This is a genomic window from Terrabacter sp. 05T424 (assembly GCF_056396225.1).
In genome coordinates this window covers 545,490-560,813 of record NZ_JBFTLB010000002.1, presented here as the reverse complement: position 1 = coordinate 560,813, position 15,324 = coordinate 545,490, and the positions used below count along the sequence as shown (strand labels likewise).

Genomic DNA, 15,324 nt, shown 5'->3' with positions numbered 1-15,324 from the left:
GGTGCCGGCGGCGGCAAGCAAAGCTCGCCACGATTCGTACAGGGACTGCTGACTGCACATGGCTGTTGTTTTCAACCCCCCGCCGGGGTGGCCCGCTCCTGCTCCTGGTTGGGAGCCGCCTTCTGGGTGGCTGCCTGACCCGTCTTGGCCGCCGGCCCCGCCCGGCTGGGAGTTCTGGACTCGTGTGTCCCAGACCCCAGAGGGAGCGCCGGTCCCATCATGGGCCGCACCTGTAACGGACGCCGCGGGGGACAGCACCACGTACGGGAGCGGTGAATCCGTGCGTCCGCCGTGGCTCGACGGGCAGAACGGGGGTCTTTCGACGCCCGCACCCAGCTTGGCTCGGACTGCGCAGGCCACGACCGCTGTCCGCGGCGGCCAGGCACTGGCACGGAAGGCCGAGCTGTGGGGCTGGGGCGGCTTGGCTGTCAGTGCCCTGCTCGGTCTCACGTCCGGTGTCGGTGGCGCGCTGCTGTTCGCGGGACTGTTCGCCTTCGTGGTCGCCGTCGTGGCGCTGGCCCGCGGCCGCGTGGGCTGGGCGCACCTGGCAACCCGCGCCTCGGGGGCAGCGGTGCTGGTCGCGTCCATCGTCGTCATGTCGATCGGTGCGGCGAACATCCCAGCCGTGCCGACCTCTGCGACCCCTGCGCCGGCTCAGACGCCGGCACCGCCCGCCACATCGGCCACCGAAACGACACAGACTTCGGCGACCCCGGTGGCAACTAGCGCAGTTGGCACACCAACCGAGACGGTCAGTACCACCACCGAGACGGACCCCGTTCGGACGGCGATCCGTTCAGCGCCGCCCGGGTCGGCACTCGCGATGGCCGGCACGCTCGTCGTCCAGGGGCGGGGCCCGATGACTGGGTACTCCCGGGCCGCGTTCGGTGCTGCCTGGACTGACATCGACCGCAACGGCTGTGACCAGCGCAACGACACCCTGCGACGTGACCTGCGTGCGGTCACCTTGAAGGCCGGCACGAACGGCTGCGCCGTCATGACCGGCACGCTGAAGGACCCGTACACCGACGCCTCCGTGGCTTTCGCACGGACAGCCCGGACCTCTCCCGTGCAGATCGACCACGTGGTCGCGCTCGCCGACGCCTGGGCCAAGGGCGCCGCCCAATGGCCTCAGCCCCGACGGACGGCGTTCGCCAACGACACGCTCAACTTGGTCGCCGTCTCATCGACAGCGAACGCGTCCAAGCGCGGCGGTGACGCCGCGACGTGGCTGCCGCCCGCCAAGGCGTACCGGTGCGCATACGTTGCGCGGCAGGTCGCCGTCAAGGTCAAGTACCAGCTCGCGGTCACCTCAGCCGAGCAGGCCGCGATGGTGACGACCCTGAGCACCTGCACCGCCACGACGCCGCCTGCCGTCACGGTGGCGAAACTCGGAGGGTTCCCGCTGTACGCGCCACCGGCGCCGAAACTCGCACCGAAGCCGGTGGTGAAGCCGGCGCCCAAGCCAGTGGCGAAACCGGCGCCCAAGCCCGCGAGCCCGTCCCCCGTCCAAGGAGTGCACCCCGGGTCCTTCTGCTCCCCGGCAGGGGCTTTCGGCTACACGAACAAGGGCACGCTGATGCAGTGCTCGTACAAGGCTGGCGACACCCGCGCCCGCTGGCGATCGGCCTGAGGAGACGACGATGACATCACCCAGCCTGACCATGCCGCCTGCGCCCGCCTCCGGGCAGGTGCGCTAGATGGGGCTCGGAGTCTCGTTCAAGATCGCGCCAGGCGTCCGCGTCCGAGCCTCGAGCCGCGGCGTCCGCGCGAGCGTCGGCCCCCGCGCCGCACGCGTCCACGTCGGCGCCGGCCGCACGCGTGTCTCGACCGGCGCGGGACCGATGACCCTGTCCACCACACTCGGAGATGGCACACGGCGGGCTCCTTCGCGGTCCTCCTCGACGCGCTCGACCGGAGCCTCGCCCCGGCCCCGACAACCCACGGTCGCCCAGCTGCAAGCTCAGGCGCGGGCCGCCGAGCGAGCGCAGCAGGTCGCCGAGGTCGCCGCACTCGAACGGTCCCTGACCAGCCTGCACCACACGGCCTTCGCCGCGCCCACCCGGCAGACCCTCCCTATCCCGGCCGCGCCGGCGGCCGGCGACGTCGAGACCGCACGACGCGAGCTCTACCAGACGGCCACCGCTGGCGTGCCGATCTGGAAACGTGAGGAGCGCAAGAAGGCGAAGGCTTGGGCGAACCAGCAAGCGCCCAAAGAGGCCCGACGGCGCCACACAGGCGCCCTGGTCAGCGGGCAATGGGAACAGTCCCAGCTCGACCAAGAATGGGATGCGCTGCGCAACCACCACCCGCTCACGGTCATCGAGACTGTCGACGACGCGTTCGCCGACAACGCCAGCGACTCCACCTGCGTCGACGCCGGCACCGTCCCCGAGACCGGAGCCCGCTACCTCACCGCCGTCGTCACCTACGGCAACATCGATCTGGTCCCCGAGCACCGGGCCGACCGGACACCTGGCGGCAAGCCGACCCTGCGCAAGCGCACCAAGACGGACCGCAACGCCCTCTACGCCGCATCAATCGCCTCGACCGTCCTCGCGACGGCCAAGGAGGCTCTCGCGGTGGCTGTCGGTGCAACCGAGATACGGGTACTCGTCGTGCGCCCGGACGGCACCGGCGATGTCGAACCGATCTATGCGGGCACGTTGCGCCGAGATTTCCTCGCCGAGCGCGACTGGCGCGGCCTCGACGCGCTCGCGGTGGCGATGGATGCCGAGCACGCCGAGATGCGGCACAAGGGCAGCACCCGCGAAGTCATCGGCCTTGCTGTAGAGCCGAACTCGCCAGCCGCCCACCTGCTCGAGGCCTGGTCGCAAGCGATTCCCGAGCACGATTAGCCCTCGCCCCGCCGGCCCGCAGCGTTCGAATGTCCGCAGAGGGCAGCAGCATGTATCCCCAACCGGGCTCACGTGCATCACACCGCCGCGAGGCGGCCTCGACGAGCAGGCCGTTGTTCCCCGGAAATGCCGAGGGGCGGACGTCGACTTCAGCTACCTTGCAGGGGCGAACGCCGGAGGGGGAGGTCCTTACGAGTTTCGGCTGCGACTACGGCAGCCAGTCCCCAGTTGGCGGGCTGTGGTCCACGCCCCGCTGCCGAGGGACCGAGTGTGTCGGGTCGACCTGGGCGGCCTCCATCGACGTGTCGAATCCGAGGAGTGTCTCTGCAGCAGCTGGTGACGCGGCCGCGGTACTCGCCACGGCTTCGAGCACGGACGCGCCATAGGTACTGGGAGGCGCGCCATGCTTGCCCGCTGGCTCCGGCGTCGTTCCAGATGCCGCGCCCGGCCGTCGGAGGGCCCGAAGCAGGTACACCGGGTCGTCGTCCTGCGCGGCGGCGGCGGCACGGGCCATCTCCACCGGATCGGGACTCGTCGGCCGGAGCTCCTCGGACAAATCCCGACACAAGCGCTGGTACAGCGCCTCACGCGTCGCGACTGGGAGCCGGGCGAACACCTCGGTGTGGACCAGGTCGAACACCTGCGGTGATGACACGCGGAGTAGGTACTTGTATCGAGCCACGTCCATGGCCACCTGGGCCTGCGAGTTGCTCGCGGCGGGCTGGTGCGCACTCAGGCGCCGGATCATGCCTCGAAGGTTCATGGCCGCTCCTTCAAGCCGTCGCGCCTGCTTATTAGCGTGCCACCGACTGGGGCTCGAGGTTGCGCTCCTCACGCTCACTAACCCCAGACACTAGCCTTGAGAGCCGGTGGGAGCGCCCCGCTTGGGAGATGTCCGGGTTTGCCGCCGGTCGGTCGTGCCCCTCCGTGCGGGTGGCCCGCCTAGAGGGCCGAGCAGTTCAGAGGGTGGCCTCGACGAGGCCCGGATCGCTGTTGTCAAAGACGACCAATACCTTGCTTCAACCGGGGAACACGTCCAGATCGGGCCACCGCGGTCTTGGAGTTGCGGCTCCTGCGTGCACTCGGGCAAGCCCGCGGCGATGAGCCCGTCGATGTGGGCGAACCGGAAGTAGCCGCGGACGGCGTGCATCATCGTGACGACGGAGGAGTCCATAAGCCCCCGGTCACCCAGGTGTCGGATGTACAGCTCGACGTGCGCACGCTGCACTCCAGCCAACGCGTCCAGCCCGTTGGCCTCGCACCAGGCGAACCACTCGCGCAGTTGGAACGAGTACAGGGCGTGAGTCCGGCCGGAGTAGCGGGCCAAGTAGGAGACTGCCGCCAGTTGGGACGTGGACATTGCCGCGGGCTGGAACGGAAGCAGAGTTGTAGGAGTGGGCATGGAGTCACCTCACGCGGCGACCAGCTACGGACCAGACCCCGCCCGCCGCCTACGCGACCTGTCCCGTTCCGGGTCTGATGGAGGCTCTCATTCCACGGAAGGATGAGAGTCATGGCAGCACCGAGGAAGTACCCGGACGAGCTTCGGGAACGAGCGATCAGGATGGCCGTCGAGCTGCGGCGTGACCCAGACACCAGGTCGGGCGCGCTCAAGCGGGTCGGTGACCAGCTCGGGATCAACTCAGAGACGTTGCGCAACTGGGTCCAGCAGGCCGAGGTCGACGAGGGCCACCGGCCGGGCGTGACGACCGCCGAGGCGAAGCGGATCGCCGAGCTCGAGCGGGAGGTCAAGGAGCTACGCCGGGCGAACGAGATCCTACGGACGGCCTCCGCGTTTTTCGCCGCAGCGGAGCTCGACCGCAAACTGAAGTAAGCAGCACCGTGCCGACCGCGGTGCTCGTGGAGTACATCGACGAGCACCGCGACCGGTTCGGGGTCGAGCCGATCTGCACCGTCCTGTCGGAGGCAGGCACGCAGATCGCCCCAAGCACCTACTACGCGGCCAAGAAGCGGGCGCCGTCAGCGCGGGCCGTTAGCGACGCGGTGACGCTGGCGAAGATCGTGACGATCCACGCCGAGAACTACGGCGTGTACGGCATCCGGAAGGTCCACGCCGAGCTACGCCGGCAGGGCCATCTGGTGGCTCGCTGCACGACGCACCGGTTGATGAGATCCGTTGGCCTCCATGGGGTCAGCCGCGCGAAGGGGCCACGTACGACGATCCCGGGCAGCGGACCGGACACCCGACCGGACCTGGTGCGACGGGCGTTCACCGCGACCGCCCCGGACCAGCTGTGGGTCGCCGACATCACCTACTGCCGCACCTTCGCCGGATGGGTGTACGCCGCGTTCGTCATCGACGTCTTCTCCCGCCGCGTCGTCGGCTGGCAGCTGTCGAAGAACCTGCGCACCGACCTCGCCCTGGACGCCCTCGAGATGGGCTTGTGGGACCGGGCCCGCGTCGGCCGGGACACCACCGGGCTGATCCACCACTCCGACAAAGGAGTTCAATACCTCGCCATCCGCTACACCCAGCGCCTCGCCGACGCCGGCGCGGTCGCCTCGGTCGGCTCGACCGGCGACTCGTACGACACTCAGTCCATGATCACGGGGTGGGCGGCGGACGTGCTCGTCAGCTTCGAGGTTCTCGATGCCGGTTGCGGATGTCCTGACCCGTCATACGACTGGCGGCGCCCTGCCTGCCAACGCGTTGATCTGTCGACTCCGCATCCCGCCGCCCACACCCTGAGCCGTGGACTGCCGTGACCCAATAGGGGCCTTGCCTCAGCACCTTGAGTGTCCTGTCCGGCACCCGTCCCAGCCTCACTCGTGCACCACCGACCAGAGAGGCACCGCATGCCAGCGCACGACCACAGCGTCCTGGGCATCGACACCCACAAGCACGTTCACGTCGCCGTCATCCTCGACGGCCTCGGCCGCTACCAGGACGCGCTGAGCTTCCCAGCCACCGACGCCGGTACAGCGCAGCTGCTGGCCTGGAGCCAGGAGCACGGGACGCCGATGACGGCCGGCGTGGAGGGGACCGGCAGCTACGGCTACCAGTTGACTCGTGGACTCCAAGGAGCCGGCCTCACCGTCCTCGAGGTCAACCGGCCCGATCGCGCCAACCGGCGACGCAAGGGCAAGAGCGACCCTGTCGATGCCGAGGCAGCCGCTCGTGCGGTCCTGGCCGGTCAAGCCACCGCAGTTCCGAAGAACCGCGAAGGTGCCGTAGAAGCCCTGCGATCATTGACGATTGCCCGCAACAGCGCGGTCAAGGCGACCACCACCGCGAGTAACCAGATCAAGGCACTCCTCGTTGGCGCCGACCAGCAGCTGCGCGATGATCTCCGGGTGCAGAGTCTGCTGCAGCTGGCCACCAGAGCCAGTCAGCTGGCCCCTATCGACGGCCAGCGGGCAGCCATCGCCAGCCTCGGCCGCCGGTGGCTGCACCTGCATCAAGAGGTCCTCGACCTCGACGTCGCGATCCGTGCGCTGATCCGGCGGACTGCCCCTGAGCTGGTCGTACGACCCGGCATCGGCATCCACTCGGCCGCCCAACTGCTGATCACCGCCGGCGGCAACCCAGAACGGCTCCACAGCGACGCAGCGTTCGCGGCGCTGTGCGGTGCCAGTCCAGTCCAGGCCAGCAGCGGGCAGAAGCACCGCCACCGCCTCAGCCGCGGCGGCGACAGGGCCGCCAACAATGCACTGTGGACCATCGCCAACAACCGGCTGATCCACGACAGCCGGACGCGCGAGTTCGCGGCGCGACGACGCACAGCCGGCGACAGCCGCAACGACACTCTGCGGGTCCTCAAGCGCTACATCGCCCGCGAGACTTTCGGCATCATCCGGGCCGCACTGAGTGCTGACCAAGCCCTCGAACACGCCGCTTGACATAGGGGCCTCAACGCCCTCGCCGAGGCGTTAACTCCCTCTTCAAGGCCGAGCTGATCCGTAACCGGGGTCCGTGGCGATCGACGACCTCGAGATCGCGGTCGCGGAGTACATCGACTGGTTCAACCACCGACGACTCCACGGCGAGATCGGGCTCATCCCACCCGTCGAGCTCGAGGACCAGCACTACCGTCAGAACCACGCGGCGGCTACCGTCGAAACGTCAGTTCCGAGCCTCCACTAAACCCGTGACGGGACAATCTCCTGTCGTCCACGCTCCGGCCGGTACCCACGCCAACGCCTGCGAGGAGCCCGAGACCGTCAGCGTGAAGTCGCAGCACCTTTGCGCATCAGCAAGGGGTTCTTGCGAAAGTACCAGTGCATGCCGGGCGGGAGATGCAATCCCACGTCGCGCGCCAAGGGCGGCTCCTCATCCGCCGACCCCGTCGTGAATCCCTCGAACGGGCTCTCGGCAGGCCCAGCCGAGACCAGCAACAACAAACGTGGTTGTCGCGGCCGGCGTAATACGGCATCGAGCCAACCCGGATTGCCCGGCCGAGGTGGCCTCCGTTGGCGCTTCGCGGACGCACTCGGTCCACGGTTCCTTCCGCTTGGACCTACTCGGACCCAAGCCTCCTGTCGCGGGGTCGACTGGGGCAACCACGTGGAGGACCAGTGGTGCGTTACTCGTGGAGGTAGTCCTCCTCGTCGTGGTCGGGCACGGTGGCTTGCTGATCGAGCCAATCTGCCTCGTCGGCGATGTCCGCTGACGAATCGGGGGCAAGCGCCGCAGGTTCGTCGCCCAGCTCGTCCGGGACCAGTGGTGCGTGCTGTTCGAGGAGGTCCGCTTCGGGGACCTCCTCGATCGGCTCGATCGGGTGCTCAACCATTGCCGCCCCTCCTTCGTCGCGCTCGAAGCTGGGTGTTCTGGGCCTCGAGGTCCAGGACCATGCCGATGCCGGCCAGATTGAGCCCGGCCCCCAAGAGGTCGCTGATGCGGCGGAGCCGGTCCAAGTCGTCAGCGCTGTAGCGGCGCGTGCCACCCTCGGTGCGATGGGGCTCCAGCAGGCCACGGGCCTCGTACGCTCGCAGGTTCTGCACACCCATGCCGACCAGTTCCGCGGCCGTCGAGATGCCATACACGCCCTGGTCGCTCTCCGGTGCTGGTTGACCCATCAAACGTCCCTTCCATGCGCAGGATTTCTCGGCCGGATACCTCTTGCCCCAGCATCCCACGGGTGCTACAACAAATCTATAGCGCACCCCACAGATCGCGCATCGCGATCAGTGGACCACAAAGGAGCATCAGAGGACGACACGATGGAGGTGGAAACGATGCTGATGCGCACCGACCCTTTCCGTGATCTAGACCGTTTGACCCAACAGATGTTCGGCACGAACGGGACCTTCGGCACCTTGGCCCGCCCGTCGGTGATGCCGATGGACGCGTGGCGCGAGGGTGACACCTTCCACGTCGAGTTCGACCTTCCGGGCGTGGTCCCGGACTCGATCGATCTGGACGTCGAACGCAACGTGGTCACCGTCAAGGCCGAGCGCCCGGCCAGGGCCAGCGACGCCGAGCTGGTCGCCGCCGAACGCCCGCGCGGGGTGTTCAGCCGCCAGCTCATCCTCGGTGACAACCTCGACACCCAACACATCACGGCCAGCTATGACAGCGGGGTGCTCACCCTGCAGATCCCCGTGGCCGAGCAGGCCAAGCCGCGCAAGATCTCCATCACCAGCAAGGGTGAGGACCGGCAGGCCATCAACGCGTGAGACGAAGCGGTGAGACGGATGCCCCAGATCCTGCAGGTTGCCAGCGCGGGTTCGACGACGAGCACGGACGAGCAGTTCATTGACCTGCTGTGCGCCGATGAGGACCTGCTCCGGGCCGAGTTCGACGCGATCATCGCTGCGGAATGGCCAGAGCCCCCACCCGGCGAGCCGGCCGAGCCAGCCGAGGGCCGCGCACCCGCGCAGCACCCAGGAGGCGAACCTCGCCGACACAGGGCCGGCGGAGCGGGCCAGCCGACCCGACCACACCACCCAGGCATCGACGATCGGACCAGGCAACGATCACCCCCCGTTTGAAGCGAGGCTTGCGACAACCCATGGACACGAGAGGCAGGTGATGGCCACACGTGAGACGCCCCACCCGAGGTGACTGTCGTGCTCGCCCGCACGTTTCAACCTGAGCGTCTGACGCACCAGTCCGCGACGCTCGCGCCCGCGGCGCATCCATTTCGCCGGCCGGCACGCCAGCCCCTCCGAACACCGATTCCAACACGGTGGCCCCGCCCGCCATGGCGGCCGGGGCCACCCCTTGCCGGGCTCACCATCCACCACGAGCGGACACGATGATCAGGACAGCAGCTATGGACCTGTACGCCATTCTGGGCGTGACACCGCAGGCCAGTCCGGACCAGCTCCGTCGCGCCTACCGAGGCCTGCTTCGCCAGCACCACCCAGACACCCGTCCTGTCGGCCCCCGACGAGCCGGCGCTGCCGACATGGCCCTCCAAGAAGTCCTGGCGGCCTACGAGGTCCTCCGCGACCCCGCCCGGCGCGCCGACTACGACCGGCTGCGCGGCGGCACCGCCCGATCCGCGACGCCCGTGCAGGTGCGGGTACACCGAACGAGTGCCCCTACCCCGAACGACCCACCCATCCAGGCCGGCCCAGTCCACTGGCGCCATCAGGCGTAGACGTTCACGGAACCAACGGGGGAACAGTTAACGGTGCTCACGGCACTCCCGTCCCCAGGACGCGAGTGCCAGCACCTGCGACCGCTTCGGGCATTCGCGGCCCCCTCGCCGCGAGCGGCGCCTGACCGAAGCGCCGAGGGCCCTTCCGGCACATCATCGGGGCACGCCGGCGTGCCCCTGCGCGACGCGCAGATCCTGGCACGGCACGGCGACCCACGGACAACCGAGCACTACGACCGGGCCCGAGGCAACCTGGACCGGCACGGCGTCCACTTCCTCACCGCGTACGTCGCGGGCGTCTGAGGAGACAAGACACATTCCGCCCCCTGCCGGGCGCACGCTCGGTTTAGTAGCCGGGGAAGACCTTCCGGAGCTCGTCCAGCGTGACGTTTCCGGTGACGGTCGCACCAGCGGCGTGTTCGGGGCTGAGCCGTCCGCTCAGCAGCCGCACCACGGCCTCCTCCGGACCATTGAACGTGGCCGTTGGATGATCGACCGATTCGGTCACGGTGACCGCGTCGGTGATCTCGAGTGCGCCACCTGGGATCACCAGACGGACCTCCCGTTCGATCGCATCCGCCTTTGCGGAGAACCCCAGCAGGAAGCCCAACGGCCCGCGAAACTGCTCGACGAGCAGTTCGGCAGATTCCGGCTCCACGGTCGCTGACGGGTCGACTCCGACGCGCACGTTCCACGCACGGTTGGCAACTTCATTGAGCCGCATGCCGAGCGCGACCGACAGCGGCACCGGCTCGGGAAGGAAGCCCAGGTCGATCATCAAGCTATCGCGCTGTTCGGTGCTGAGCGACTCGATGGTGTCGAGGTACGCCTCGTCGTGTTTGACGAATCCAGCTGCTTGGTCGGCCGGTGAAGCCGCGTTCCACCGTGCCCAGATTGCCTGGTTGTCCTCAACCTCGACCCGCTCGCCCGCGGCGGTGGCGATCGGCTTGCGGCCGATCTCCGCATCGCTGCCGATGTGTGAGAGCGCCTGCGCGACGCTCCACCCCGTCGCCCCACTGGGCGCGCTCAGATCGTCCTCGGACAAGGTCGGCACCAGCTCGGCAAGGGTGTCGTGGTTGGCACGCAGCGCCGAGATGGTGCGGTCGACAAGTGTGGCCATACCGGTGCAACCATGAAGACCCCGGCCTTCTTCCCGCGGTCACCCAGTAGGCACCCGCAGACGAAGCGATGCGTCTGACCACCGCCAGCGATGTCGCGGCTCGTCTGTCCAGGGCCACGAACGTTCTAAGCAGTCTTCCCACGCATCTGGCTCTTCAAGGCGCCGAGGTCCATGGACGTCCAGTGTTCGATGATCTGGCCATCGGAGATTCGGAAGGTGTCGATGAACTCGAACTCGACGCGGTTCCCGGTCGGCGCCAGCCCCCAGAGCTCGCCGCGATGCGTGCCGTGCAACGTCTTCCGCGTACTGACGAGGTCGCCCTCGGCGATCTGGTCGTTGATCTGCATGCGGGCATCCGGAAAGGCCTGTAGCAACTGCCCGTAGAAGGCCTGGAACCCGCTCGCTGGTCGTTCCGTGCTCGGAGTGGTCCGCCCCTCGGGCCGGTAGTGGTCAACGAACCCCGAGTGGAAGACCTCATCTGCGTAGGCCAGGTCATGCTGAGCCTGACACCGGTGGACGAACTCGGCCACAATCCGCTTGTTGTCGTCGGTGGACATCGGCATCATCCCCGTTCGCAGCCTGGATGCCGCCAATCTACTTTCACCCCGGACACGCGGCACCCATTCGCGCAGCAGCCCCTACTTCCGCTTCGCGGACATCGATGGCGTCATCGCGACTCATCCGGCCGTGAACGCCCGACTGCCGAAGTGGAACGCTGCGCGGCCACCGCGTACTGCGTGTGGTCGGCACGGGCAACAAGCCCGCGACCATGCCAGTGACCGCCCCGCGTTTTCGGGCGCTCGAGGCGTGCCGTGGCGCCCACGCGGGCGACTACTTTGGCGTGCGCCGCAGCACACGCCTGGAGGAAGGGCGTCCACGGTGATGGCGGGCTGCCCAGCGGGCCGCTTCACTGGCAGCCGCCGCCGCGGCGACCGTCACGGTCAGTGCCGTGAGGGCGAGGTCTCCCTTGTTGTGGTCCCGCAGTCGCATACCCCCCACATGCCCTCGGATCGCACCCGGTAAACGCGTTCTTGCGCCCCGAAGAGACGTGGGGCGCGTTGGGATGGGTCTGACCTCGCCAGGACTCCGGATGGCGCGAACGGCCGGATGCGTACGCGTACGCGTGAGGGCGGCGCCGCCTCAGGGGTTCCCCGGGATTGGGGTTGGGACCAAGTGGCGGCGCCGTCAAGGTCCCCATACCCACAATGCCCGAAATGTCCTATTTGCTTCTTGGATCTTCCGAAGAGGACGACAGCGCCGCCCTGACGCGGGCTCCGCTCAGCGACGGGCGGATCTCCAGTGGGTGGGTGACTGTCCGCGTTCGCGCTTGAACGCCCGGCTGAAGGCCTCCTCTGACTGGTAGCCGACTCGGCGCGCGATGTCGTAGACGGTGAGATCGGTGGTGCCCAGCTGGGTCTCGGCCACGTGCATCCTCCACTGGGTCAGATAGCGGATCGGAGGCCTGCCCAGCACGAGGCGGAACCGGTCGTCGAGGACCGACCTCGACACTGCCGCGCGCGTCGCGAGCTCGCCGACGCTCCACCGGTGCTCCGGGTGGGCGTGGATGAGCGCCAGCGCAGGTGCCAGCACCGGGTCGCGCAGCGCGACGAGCCATCCGCGGTCGCCGGACGGCTCCGCGGACAGATGCGCCCGCAGCACCTCGATCAGGACGAGCTCGGGCAGGCGGGTGGCGAGCACCGCAGAGCTGTGGTTCGAGGGGGTGGTCGCCTCGAGGGCGTACGCGATGCTCGCCTGCACCCACGTCGACGCCGGCCCCGCAGGCAGCCGGACGACGAACACCGGCGGCAGCGCGTTCATCGAGGGGTTGAACAACGGATGCTCGGAATGGAGGTATCCACAGACGACGTCGGTCCGCTCGCCGCCGCCGCCCTGGCGCACCACGGGAATGTCCTGCCACGGCGGAGGTCCCGGCAGGTCGAGCCTGCTCGGCACGTCGACCGGGGTGGGTCCCCCGAGCGCGTAGCGACCGCCGTACGGCATCACGATCACGTCACCCTCGGTCGCCCAGTGCCGGACCCCGTCCTCGACGGCGACCCAGCAGACGCCGGAGACGACGATGTGGAACAGGATCATGCGGTCGGAACGAGGGGTGAGCGCGGCAGCGAAGCTCAGCGGCGCGGACTCGAACGCGAACTCATCGGTGAACTCGGCCCGGAAGAAGATCGCCCCTTCCAGGCGCAGCTGCTCCAGCGTCGAGTTCACCACCAGAGCAGGCACGCCCCCGCCCGCAACCGACACGTCGCCCACCCCTTCGAAGGTTCGGGGTTTCTGCTATCCATCGCGGTCGCCCGGCCATCGGACGCACGAGCGCTCGGACGCAGACTCGGTGAATCCACTATTCCATCGAAGCAAGGACTGTCATGACCACTTTTCCGCCCCTTGGCCACGTCGCGATCACGGTGCGCGACCTGAGCGTGAGCGCTCTCTGGTACGCGAACCTGTTCGGCGTCGACCCGGTGATCGACGAGGACACCGACCCGAACTTCCACCACACCGTCTGGGTGGTCGGCACCCAGTCGATGATCGGGCTGCACCAGCACGCGACCCCCGCGCCGGTCGAGACCTTCAGTGAGTATCGCGTCGGGCTCGACCACGTCTCCTTCGCCGTCACGAGCCGCGACGAGCTCGAGAAGTGGGCCGCCCGACTCGACGAGCTCGACATCGCGCACGGCGACATCAAGGACGCCCACTACGGGTCCGGGCTCGCGTTCCGCGATCCAGACGGGATCGCCCTCGAGTTCTTCGCGCCGCCCGCCTGATCCCTTCCGGCGAGTCAGCGGGCGTCGCCGGGGTTCGTGTGCAACAGGTAGTCGGCCACCAGCCGAGGCTGCACGAGTGGCAGCAGGTGCCCGCCCGGAACCACGTCGGCTTCGACGCCCAACCGGTCACGAGCGACCTTGCGCTGCAAGCCGATCGGGCAGAAGCGGTCGTCAGCGCCGGCGAGGACACGGATCTTGGTGGCCGACCACACTGTGAAGTCACATACCGACTCGAAGGCGATGTCGGCCTCGGCGCGCTGATACGACTCACCCTCGGCCGCAACCTCGGGGTCGACGTCGTGCAGGAAGTAGGTCTCGGCCCCATCGAAGGAGCGGGGCCGACGTCAGGAGGACGCGCCGAGCCGGTGTCGCACCACCCTGCGACGCAGCGTGGGAGACGCCTCGACCTCGTAGCCGGCATCGAGGAAGACCTGGAGCAGCCCGACGGACGCCTCGTCCCAGATCACGGTCTTCCCCGGAGGCGACTCGGTCGGGTAGCCCTCGAGGACGCGAGCGCCGACCTGCCTGCCGTAGTCGACTGTGGCGGCGGCGAGCTCATACATCAGACCCTGTCGACGGAAGCCCTTGCGCACGACGAAGCAGGTGACCGACCAGACGCCCTCGAGCTCAGGCTCCATGCGCATCCACGCCTTCTGCCGGGCCCAGATCCTCGGATAGTTCTCGCGCGGCTCGACGGCGACCCAGCCGGCCGGCTCGCTGTCGACGTAGCCGACGAGGCCGGACGTGGGACCGCTCGTGCCGCACCCGGCCTGTTCGAGGAGGGCGACGTCGCGCTCCTCCTGGGTCGTGTCGCGCCAGATCCAGCCCGGCACCTTGAGCGCCTGGCAGCGACACTTGCAGGCGCCGCCGGCCTCGAAGACGGCTTCGACGTCCTCGGTCGTGGCGTCGTTGGCCGGTCGCCAGCTGAACTCGGGCACACCGCGAGACTAGGTCCGTTCGTCCTGTCGCACTAGGGCATCGAGGGGTGCGCGACCCGGGTTCCAGCCGGGACAGCTGCCCTCAACGGCCGACGAGATCCAGTCCGAAGGCCGTGGCCATCGAGGGAGCGGCCGCTGCCTCGCCGAGCGGCGCTGCTCCGAGGACCTCGCTGTAGAGGCGTGCGAGCGAGTAGTGAGTCAGTGGTGTCGAGACGACGGCGGCGTGCATCGAAGGGTGAGCGACGGCGGTCAGGACGAGGTTGTCCTGCTGGCGGTCGTCCTCGTCGGCGGTGACCACGACCGCGAGATGCCCTGCACGCCAATCGGTTCCGGCCATCACCGCCTCAATCTGGGTCCGGAGCCAACGGTCTGCGACCGCGAGGTCGCAGTCGTGGGCGTCGTTGCACAGGTCGGGGATCACCATCCCGGCGTTGGGCAGCCGGCCGTCGGCGGCGTCCGTGCTCAGCTCACTGGCCGGCACGTCGTCCTGGGCGCAGGCGGAGCGCTCGCTCAGGTAGTACGCCCAGGGGTTGTGCTTGACGGCATACGCCCCCGAGTCCTCCGTGGCGCAGTTGGCGGGCATTCCCTCGGCGTAGACCTTCGCCGTCTTGCCGAGCGACAGCGCCTGGCCGAAGACGGACGGCTGGTCGATCGTGTGGCTGGAGGGCGGGGCGTCGTCGGTGACGGTGAACGTGCTGCCGCCCGTCATCGCCAGATAGTTGGGCAGCGAGGGATGCGTGATCGCCCGGTAGCTCGTCGCGACCGCATACTCCTGGCCCAGGGCTGCCGTGTAGGGCATGTCCGCCCGCATCTGGTCCAGCGCGTGGTTCTCGACGACGAACACGAGCAGCTTGGTCACCTTCGAGGGCGCCGCCGAGGCGAAGGTGACCGGCGCGGAGGGCTCGCTCGCCCCGCAGCCGCCGAGCACCGTCAGTGCGGCGGCGACCACGAAACCGAGCACCTTGTGCGACACGCGTCCTCCACGGTGTGAAGCGGCTTGCCGGCGACAGTACCTCGGTGCGCTCGCGATGAGCTGGGAAGCGGAAGAGGCACTCGAGCCTC

20 protein-coding genes, 1 pseudogene and 1 other annotated feature are annotated in these 15,324 nt (G+C 68.6%); of the genes and pseudogenes, 11 read left to right on the top strand and 10 right to left on the bottom strand.

Translation table 11 applies throughout. The features are described from left to right. Positions 1-337 precede the first annotated feature (337 nt). From AC1DE0_RS07725 to AC1DE0_RS07715, 3 genes and pseudogenes are all read left to right on the top strand, one after another. Positions 338-1,633 carry an HNH endonuclease family protein gene (locus tag AC1DE0_RS07725; protein ID WP_478098884.1) on the top strand — a complete coding sequence of 432 codons (1,296 nt, stop codon included), beginning with the start codon at positions 338-340 and terminating at the stop codon, positions 1,631-1,633. Between the two features lie 67 nt (positions 1,634-1,700). After that, a pseudogene (locus AC1DE0_RS07720) lies at positions 1,701-1,835 on the top strand (DUF4236 domain-containing protein); the annotation flags it as partial. Positions 1,836-1,844: 9 nt separating this feature from the next. After that, on the top strand, positions 1,845-2,858 hold the full coding sequence (locus AC1DE0_RS07715; RefSeq protein WP_478099576.1) for a hypothetical protein: 1,014 nt from the start codon (positions 1,845-1,847) through the stop codon (positions 2,856-2,858). Positions 2,859-3,066: 208 nt separating this feature from the next. Here AC1DE0_RS07715 and AC1DE0_RS07710 read toward each other — a convergent pair whose 3' ends face one another. Next, positions 3,067-3,621 (bottom strand): hypothetical protein, encoded by a 555-nt coding sequence (locus AC1DE0_RS07710; protein ID WP_478098883.1) that lies wholly within the window; start codon positions 3,619-3,621, stop codon positions 3,067-3,069. A 90-nt stretch (positions 3,622-3,711) separates the two neighbouring features. Then, positions 3,712-4,218 (bottom strand): site-specific integrase, encoded by a 507-nt coding sequence (locus AC1DE0_RS07705; RefSeq protein WP_478098881.1) that lies wholly within the window; start codon positions 4,216-4,218, stop codon positions 3,712-3,714. 153 nt (positions 4,219-4,371) lie between these two features. On the opposite strand from AC1DE0_RS07705, the gene AC1DE0_RS07700 reads away from it, so the two are divergent. The 4 genes from AC1DE0_RS07700 to AC1DE0_RS07685 all read left to right on the top strand — a co-directional run bounded on the left by AC1DE0_RS07700 (position 4,372) and on the right by AC1DE0_RS07685 (position 6,963). After that, on the top strand, positions 4,372-4,692 hold the full coding sequence (locus AC1DE0_RS07700) for a transposase (protein ID WP_478098879.1): 321 nt from the start codon (positions 4,372-4,374) through the stop codon (positions 4,690-4,692). Further along, positions 4,650-4,805, top strand: a sequence feature (AL1L pseudoknot). It overlaps the preceding gene by 43 nt. Next, positions 4,701-5,585, top strand: a complete 885-nt coding sequence (locus tag AC1DE0_RS07695) for an IS3 family transposase (protein ID WP_478098877.1) — start codon at positions 4,701-4,703, stop codon at positions 5,583-5,585. (Overlaps the previous feature by 105 nt.) A gap of 90 nt (positions 5,586-5,675) precedes the next feature. Beyond that, positions 5,676-6,719: an IS110 family RNA-guided transposase gene (locus AC1DE0_RS07690; protein ID WP_478098875.1), complete on the top strand. Its 1,044-nt coding sequence runs from the start codon at positions 5,676-5,678 to the stop codon at positions 6,717-6,719. Positions 6,720-6,792: 73 nt separating this feature from the next. Then, on the top strand, positions 6,793-6,963 hold the full coding sequence (locus tag AC1DE0_RS07685; protein ID WP_478098873.1) for an IS3 family transposase: 171 nt from the start codon (positions 6,793-6,795) through the stop codon (positions 6,961-6,963). Between the two features lie 439 nt (positions 6,964-7,402). Here the strand turns inward: AC1DE0_RS07685 and AC1DE0_RS07680 are convergent, their stop codons facing one another. Both AC1DE0_RS07680 and AC1DE0_RS07675 read right to left on the bottom strand, forming a co-directional pair. After that, positions 7,403-7,609 carry a hypothetical protein gene (locus AC1DE0_RS07680; RefSeq protein WP_478098869.1) on the bottom strand — a complete coding sequence of 69 codons (207 nt, stop codon included), beginning with the start codon at positions 7,607-7,609 and terminating at the stop codon, positions 7,403-7,405. Beyond that, positions 7,602-7,895 (bottom strand): MerR family transcriptional regulator, encoded by a 294-nt coding sequence (locus tag AC1DE0_RS07675; protein ID WP_478098865.1) that lies wholly within the window; start codon positions 7,893-7,895, stop codon positions 7,602-7,604. Before AC1DE0_RS07675 ends, AC1DE0_RS07680 begins: the two co-directional genes overlap by 8 nt. 159 nt (positions 7,896-8,054) lie before the next feature. On the opposite strand from AC1DE0_RS07675, the gene AC1DE0_RS07670 reads away from it, so the two are divergent. From AC1DE0_RS07670 to AC1DE0_RS07660, 3 genes are all read left to right on the top strand, one after another. Beyond that, on the top strand, positions 8,055-8,495 hold the full coding sequence (locus AC1DE0_RS07670) for an Hsp20/alpha crystallin family protein (RefSeq protein ID WP_478098864.1): 441 nt from the start codon (positions 8,055-8,057) through the stop codon (positions 8,493-8,495). 527 nt (positions 8,496-9,022) lie between these two features. Further along, positions 9,023-9,424, top strand: a complete 402-nt coding sequence (locus AC1DE0_RS07665; RefSeq protein WP_478098861.1) for a J domain-containing protein — start codon at positions 9,023-9,025, stop codon at positions 9,422-9,424. 171 nt (positions 9,425-9,595) lie between these two features. After that, positions 9,596-9,727, top strand: a complete 132-nt coding sequence (locus AC1DE0_RS07660; RefSeq protein WP_478098858.1) for a hypothetical protein — start codon at positions 9,596-9,598, stop codon at positions 9,725-9,727. A 43-nt stretch (positions 9,728-9,770) separates the two neighbouring features. On the opposite strand, the gene AC1DE0_RS07655 is transcribed toward AC1DE0_RS07660, so the two are convergent. The 3 genes from AC1DE0_RS07655 to AC1DE0_RS07645 form a co-directional block, all read right to left on the bottom strand. Next, entirely contained in the window at positions 9,771-10,544 is a 774-nt protein-coding gene (locus tag AC1DE0_RS07655) for a maleylpyruvate isomerase family mycothiol-dependent enzyme (RefSeq protein WP_478098854.1), read from the bottom strand. A gap of 125 nt (positions 10,545-10,669) precedes the next feature. Then, positions 10,670-11,101, bottom strand: coding sequence for an ester cyclase (locus AC1DE0_RS07650; protein ID WP_478098850.1), 432 nt, complete (start codon positions 11,099-11,101; stop codon positions 10,670-10,672). 721 nt (positions 11,102-11,822) lie between these two features. After that, positions 11,823-12,767 carry a cupin domain-containing protein gene (locus AC1DE0_RS07645; RefSeq protein WP_478098848.1) on the bottom strand — a complete coding sequence of 315 codons (945 nt, stop codon included), beginning with the start codon at positions 12,765-12,767 and terminating at the stop codon, positions 11,823-11,825. A gap of 158 nt (positions 12,768-12,925) precedes the next feature. On the opposite strand from AC1DE0_RS07645, the gene AC1DE0_RS07640 reads away from it, so the two are divergent. Beyond that, entirely contained in the window at positions 12,926-13,324 is a 399-nt protein-coding gene (locus AC1DE0_RS07640; RefSeq protein ID WP_478098846.1) for a VOC family protein, read from the top strand. A gap of 14 nt (positions 13,325-13,338) precedes the next feature. Here AC1DE0_RS07640 and AC1DE0_RS07635 read toward each other — a convergent pair whose 3' ends face one another. The 3 genes from AC1DE0_RS07635 to AC1DE0_RS07625 form a co-directional block, all read right to left on the bottom strand. Then, positions 13,339-13,536 carry an alpha/beta fold hydrolase gene (locus AC1DE0_RS07635; protein ID WP_478098844.1) on the bottom strand — a complete coding sequence of 66 codons (198 nt, stop codon included), beginning with the start codon at positions 13,534-13,536 and terminating at the stop codon, positions 13,339-13,341. A gap of 132 nt (positions 13,537-13,668) precedes the next feature. Next, positions 13,669-14,262, bottom strand: a complete 594-nt coding sequence (locus AC1DE0_RS07630; protein WP_478098841.1) for a GNAT family N-acetyltransferase — start codon at positions 14,260-14,262, stop codon at positions 13,669-13,671. A gap of 82 nt (positions 14,263-14,344) precedes the next feature. Then, positions 14,345-15,235, bottom strand: coding sequence for an alkaline phosphatase family protein (locus AC1DE0_RS07625; RefSeq protein ID WP_478098839.1), 891 nt, complete (start codon positions 15,233-15,235; stop codon positions 14,345-14,347). Between the last annotated feature and the right edge of the window lie 89 nt (positions 15,236-15,324).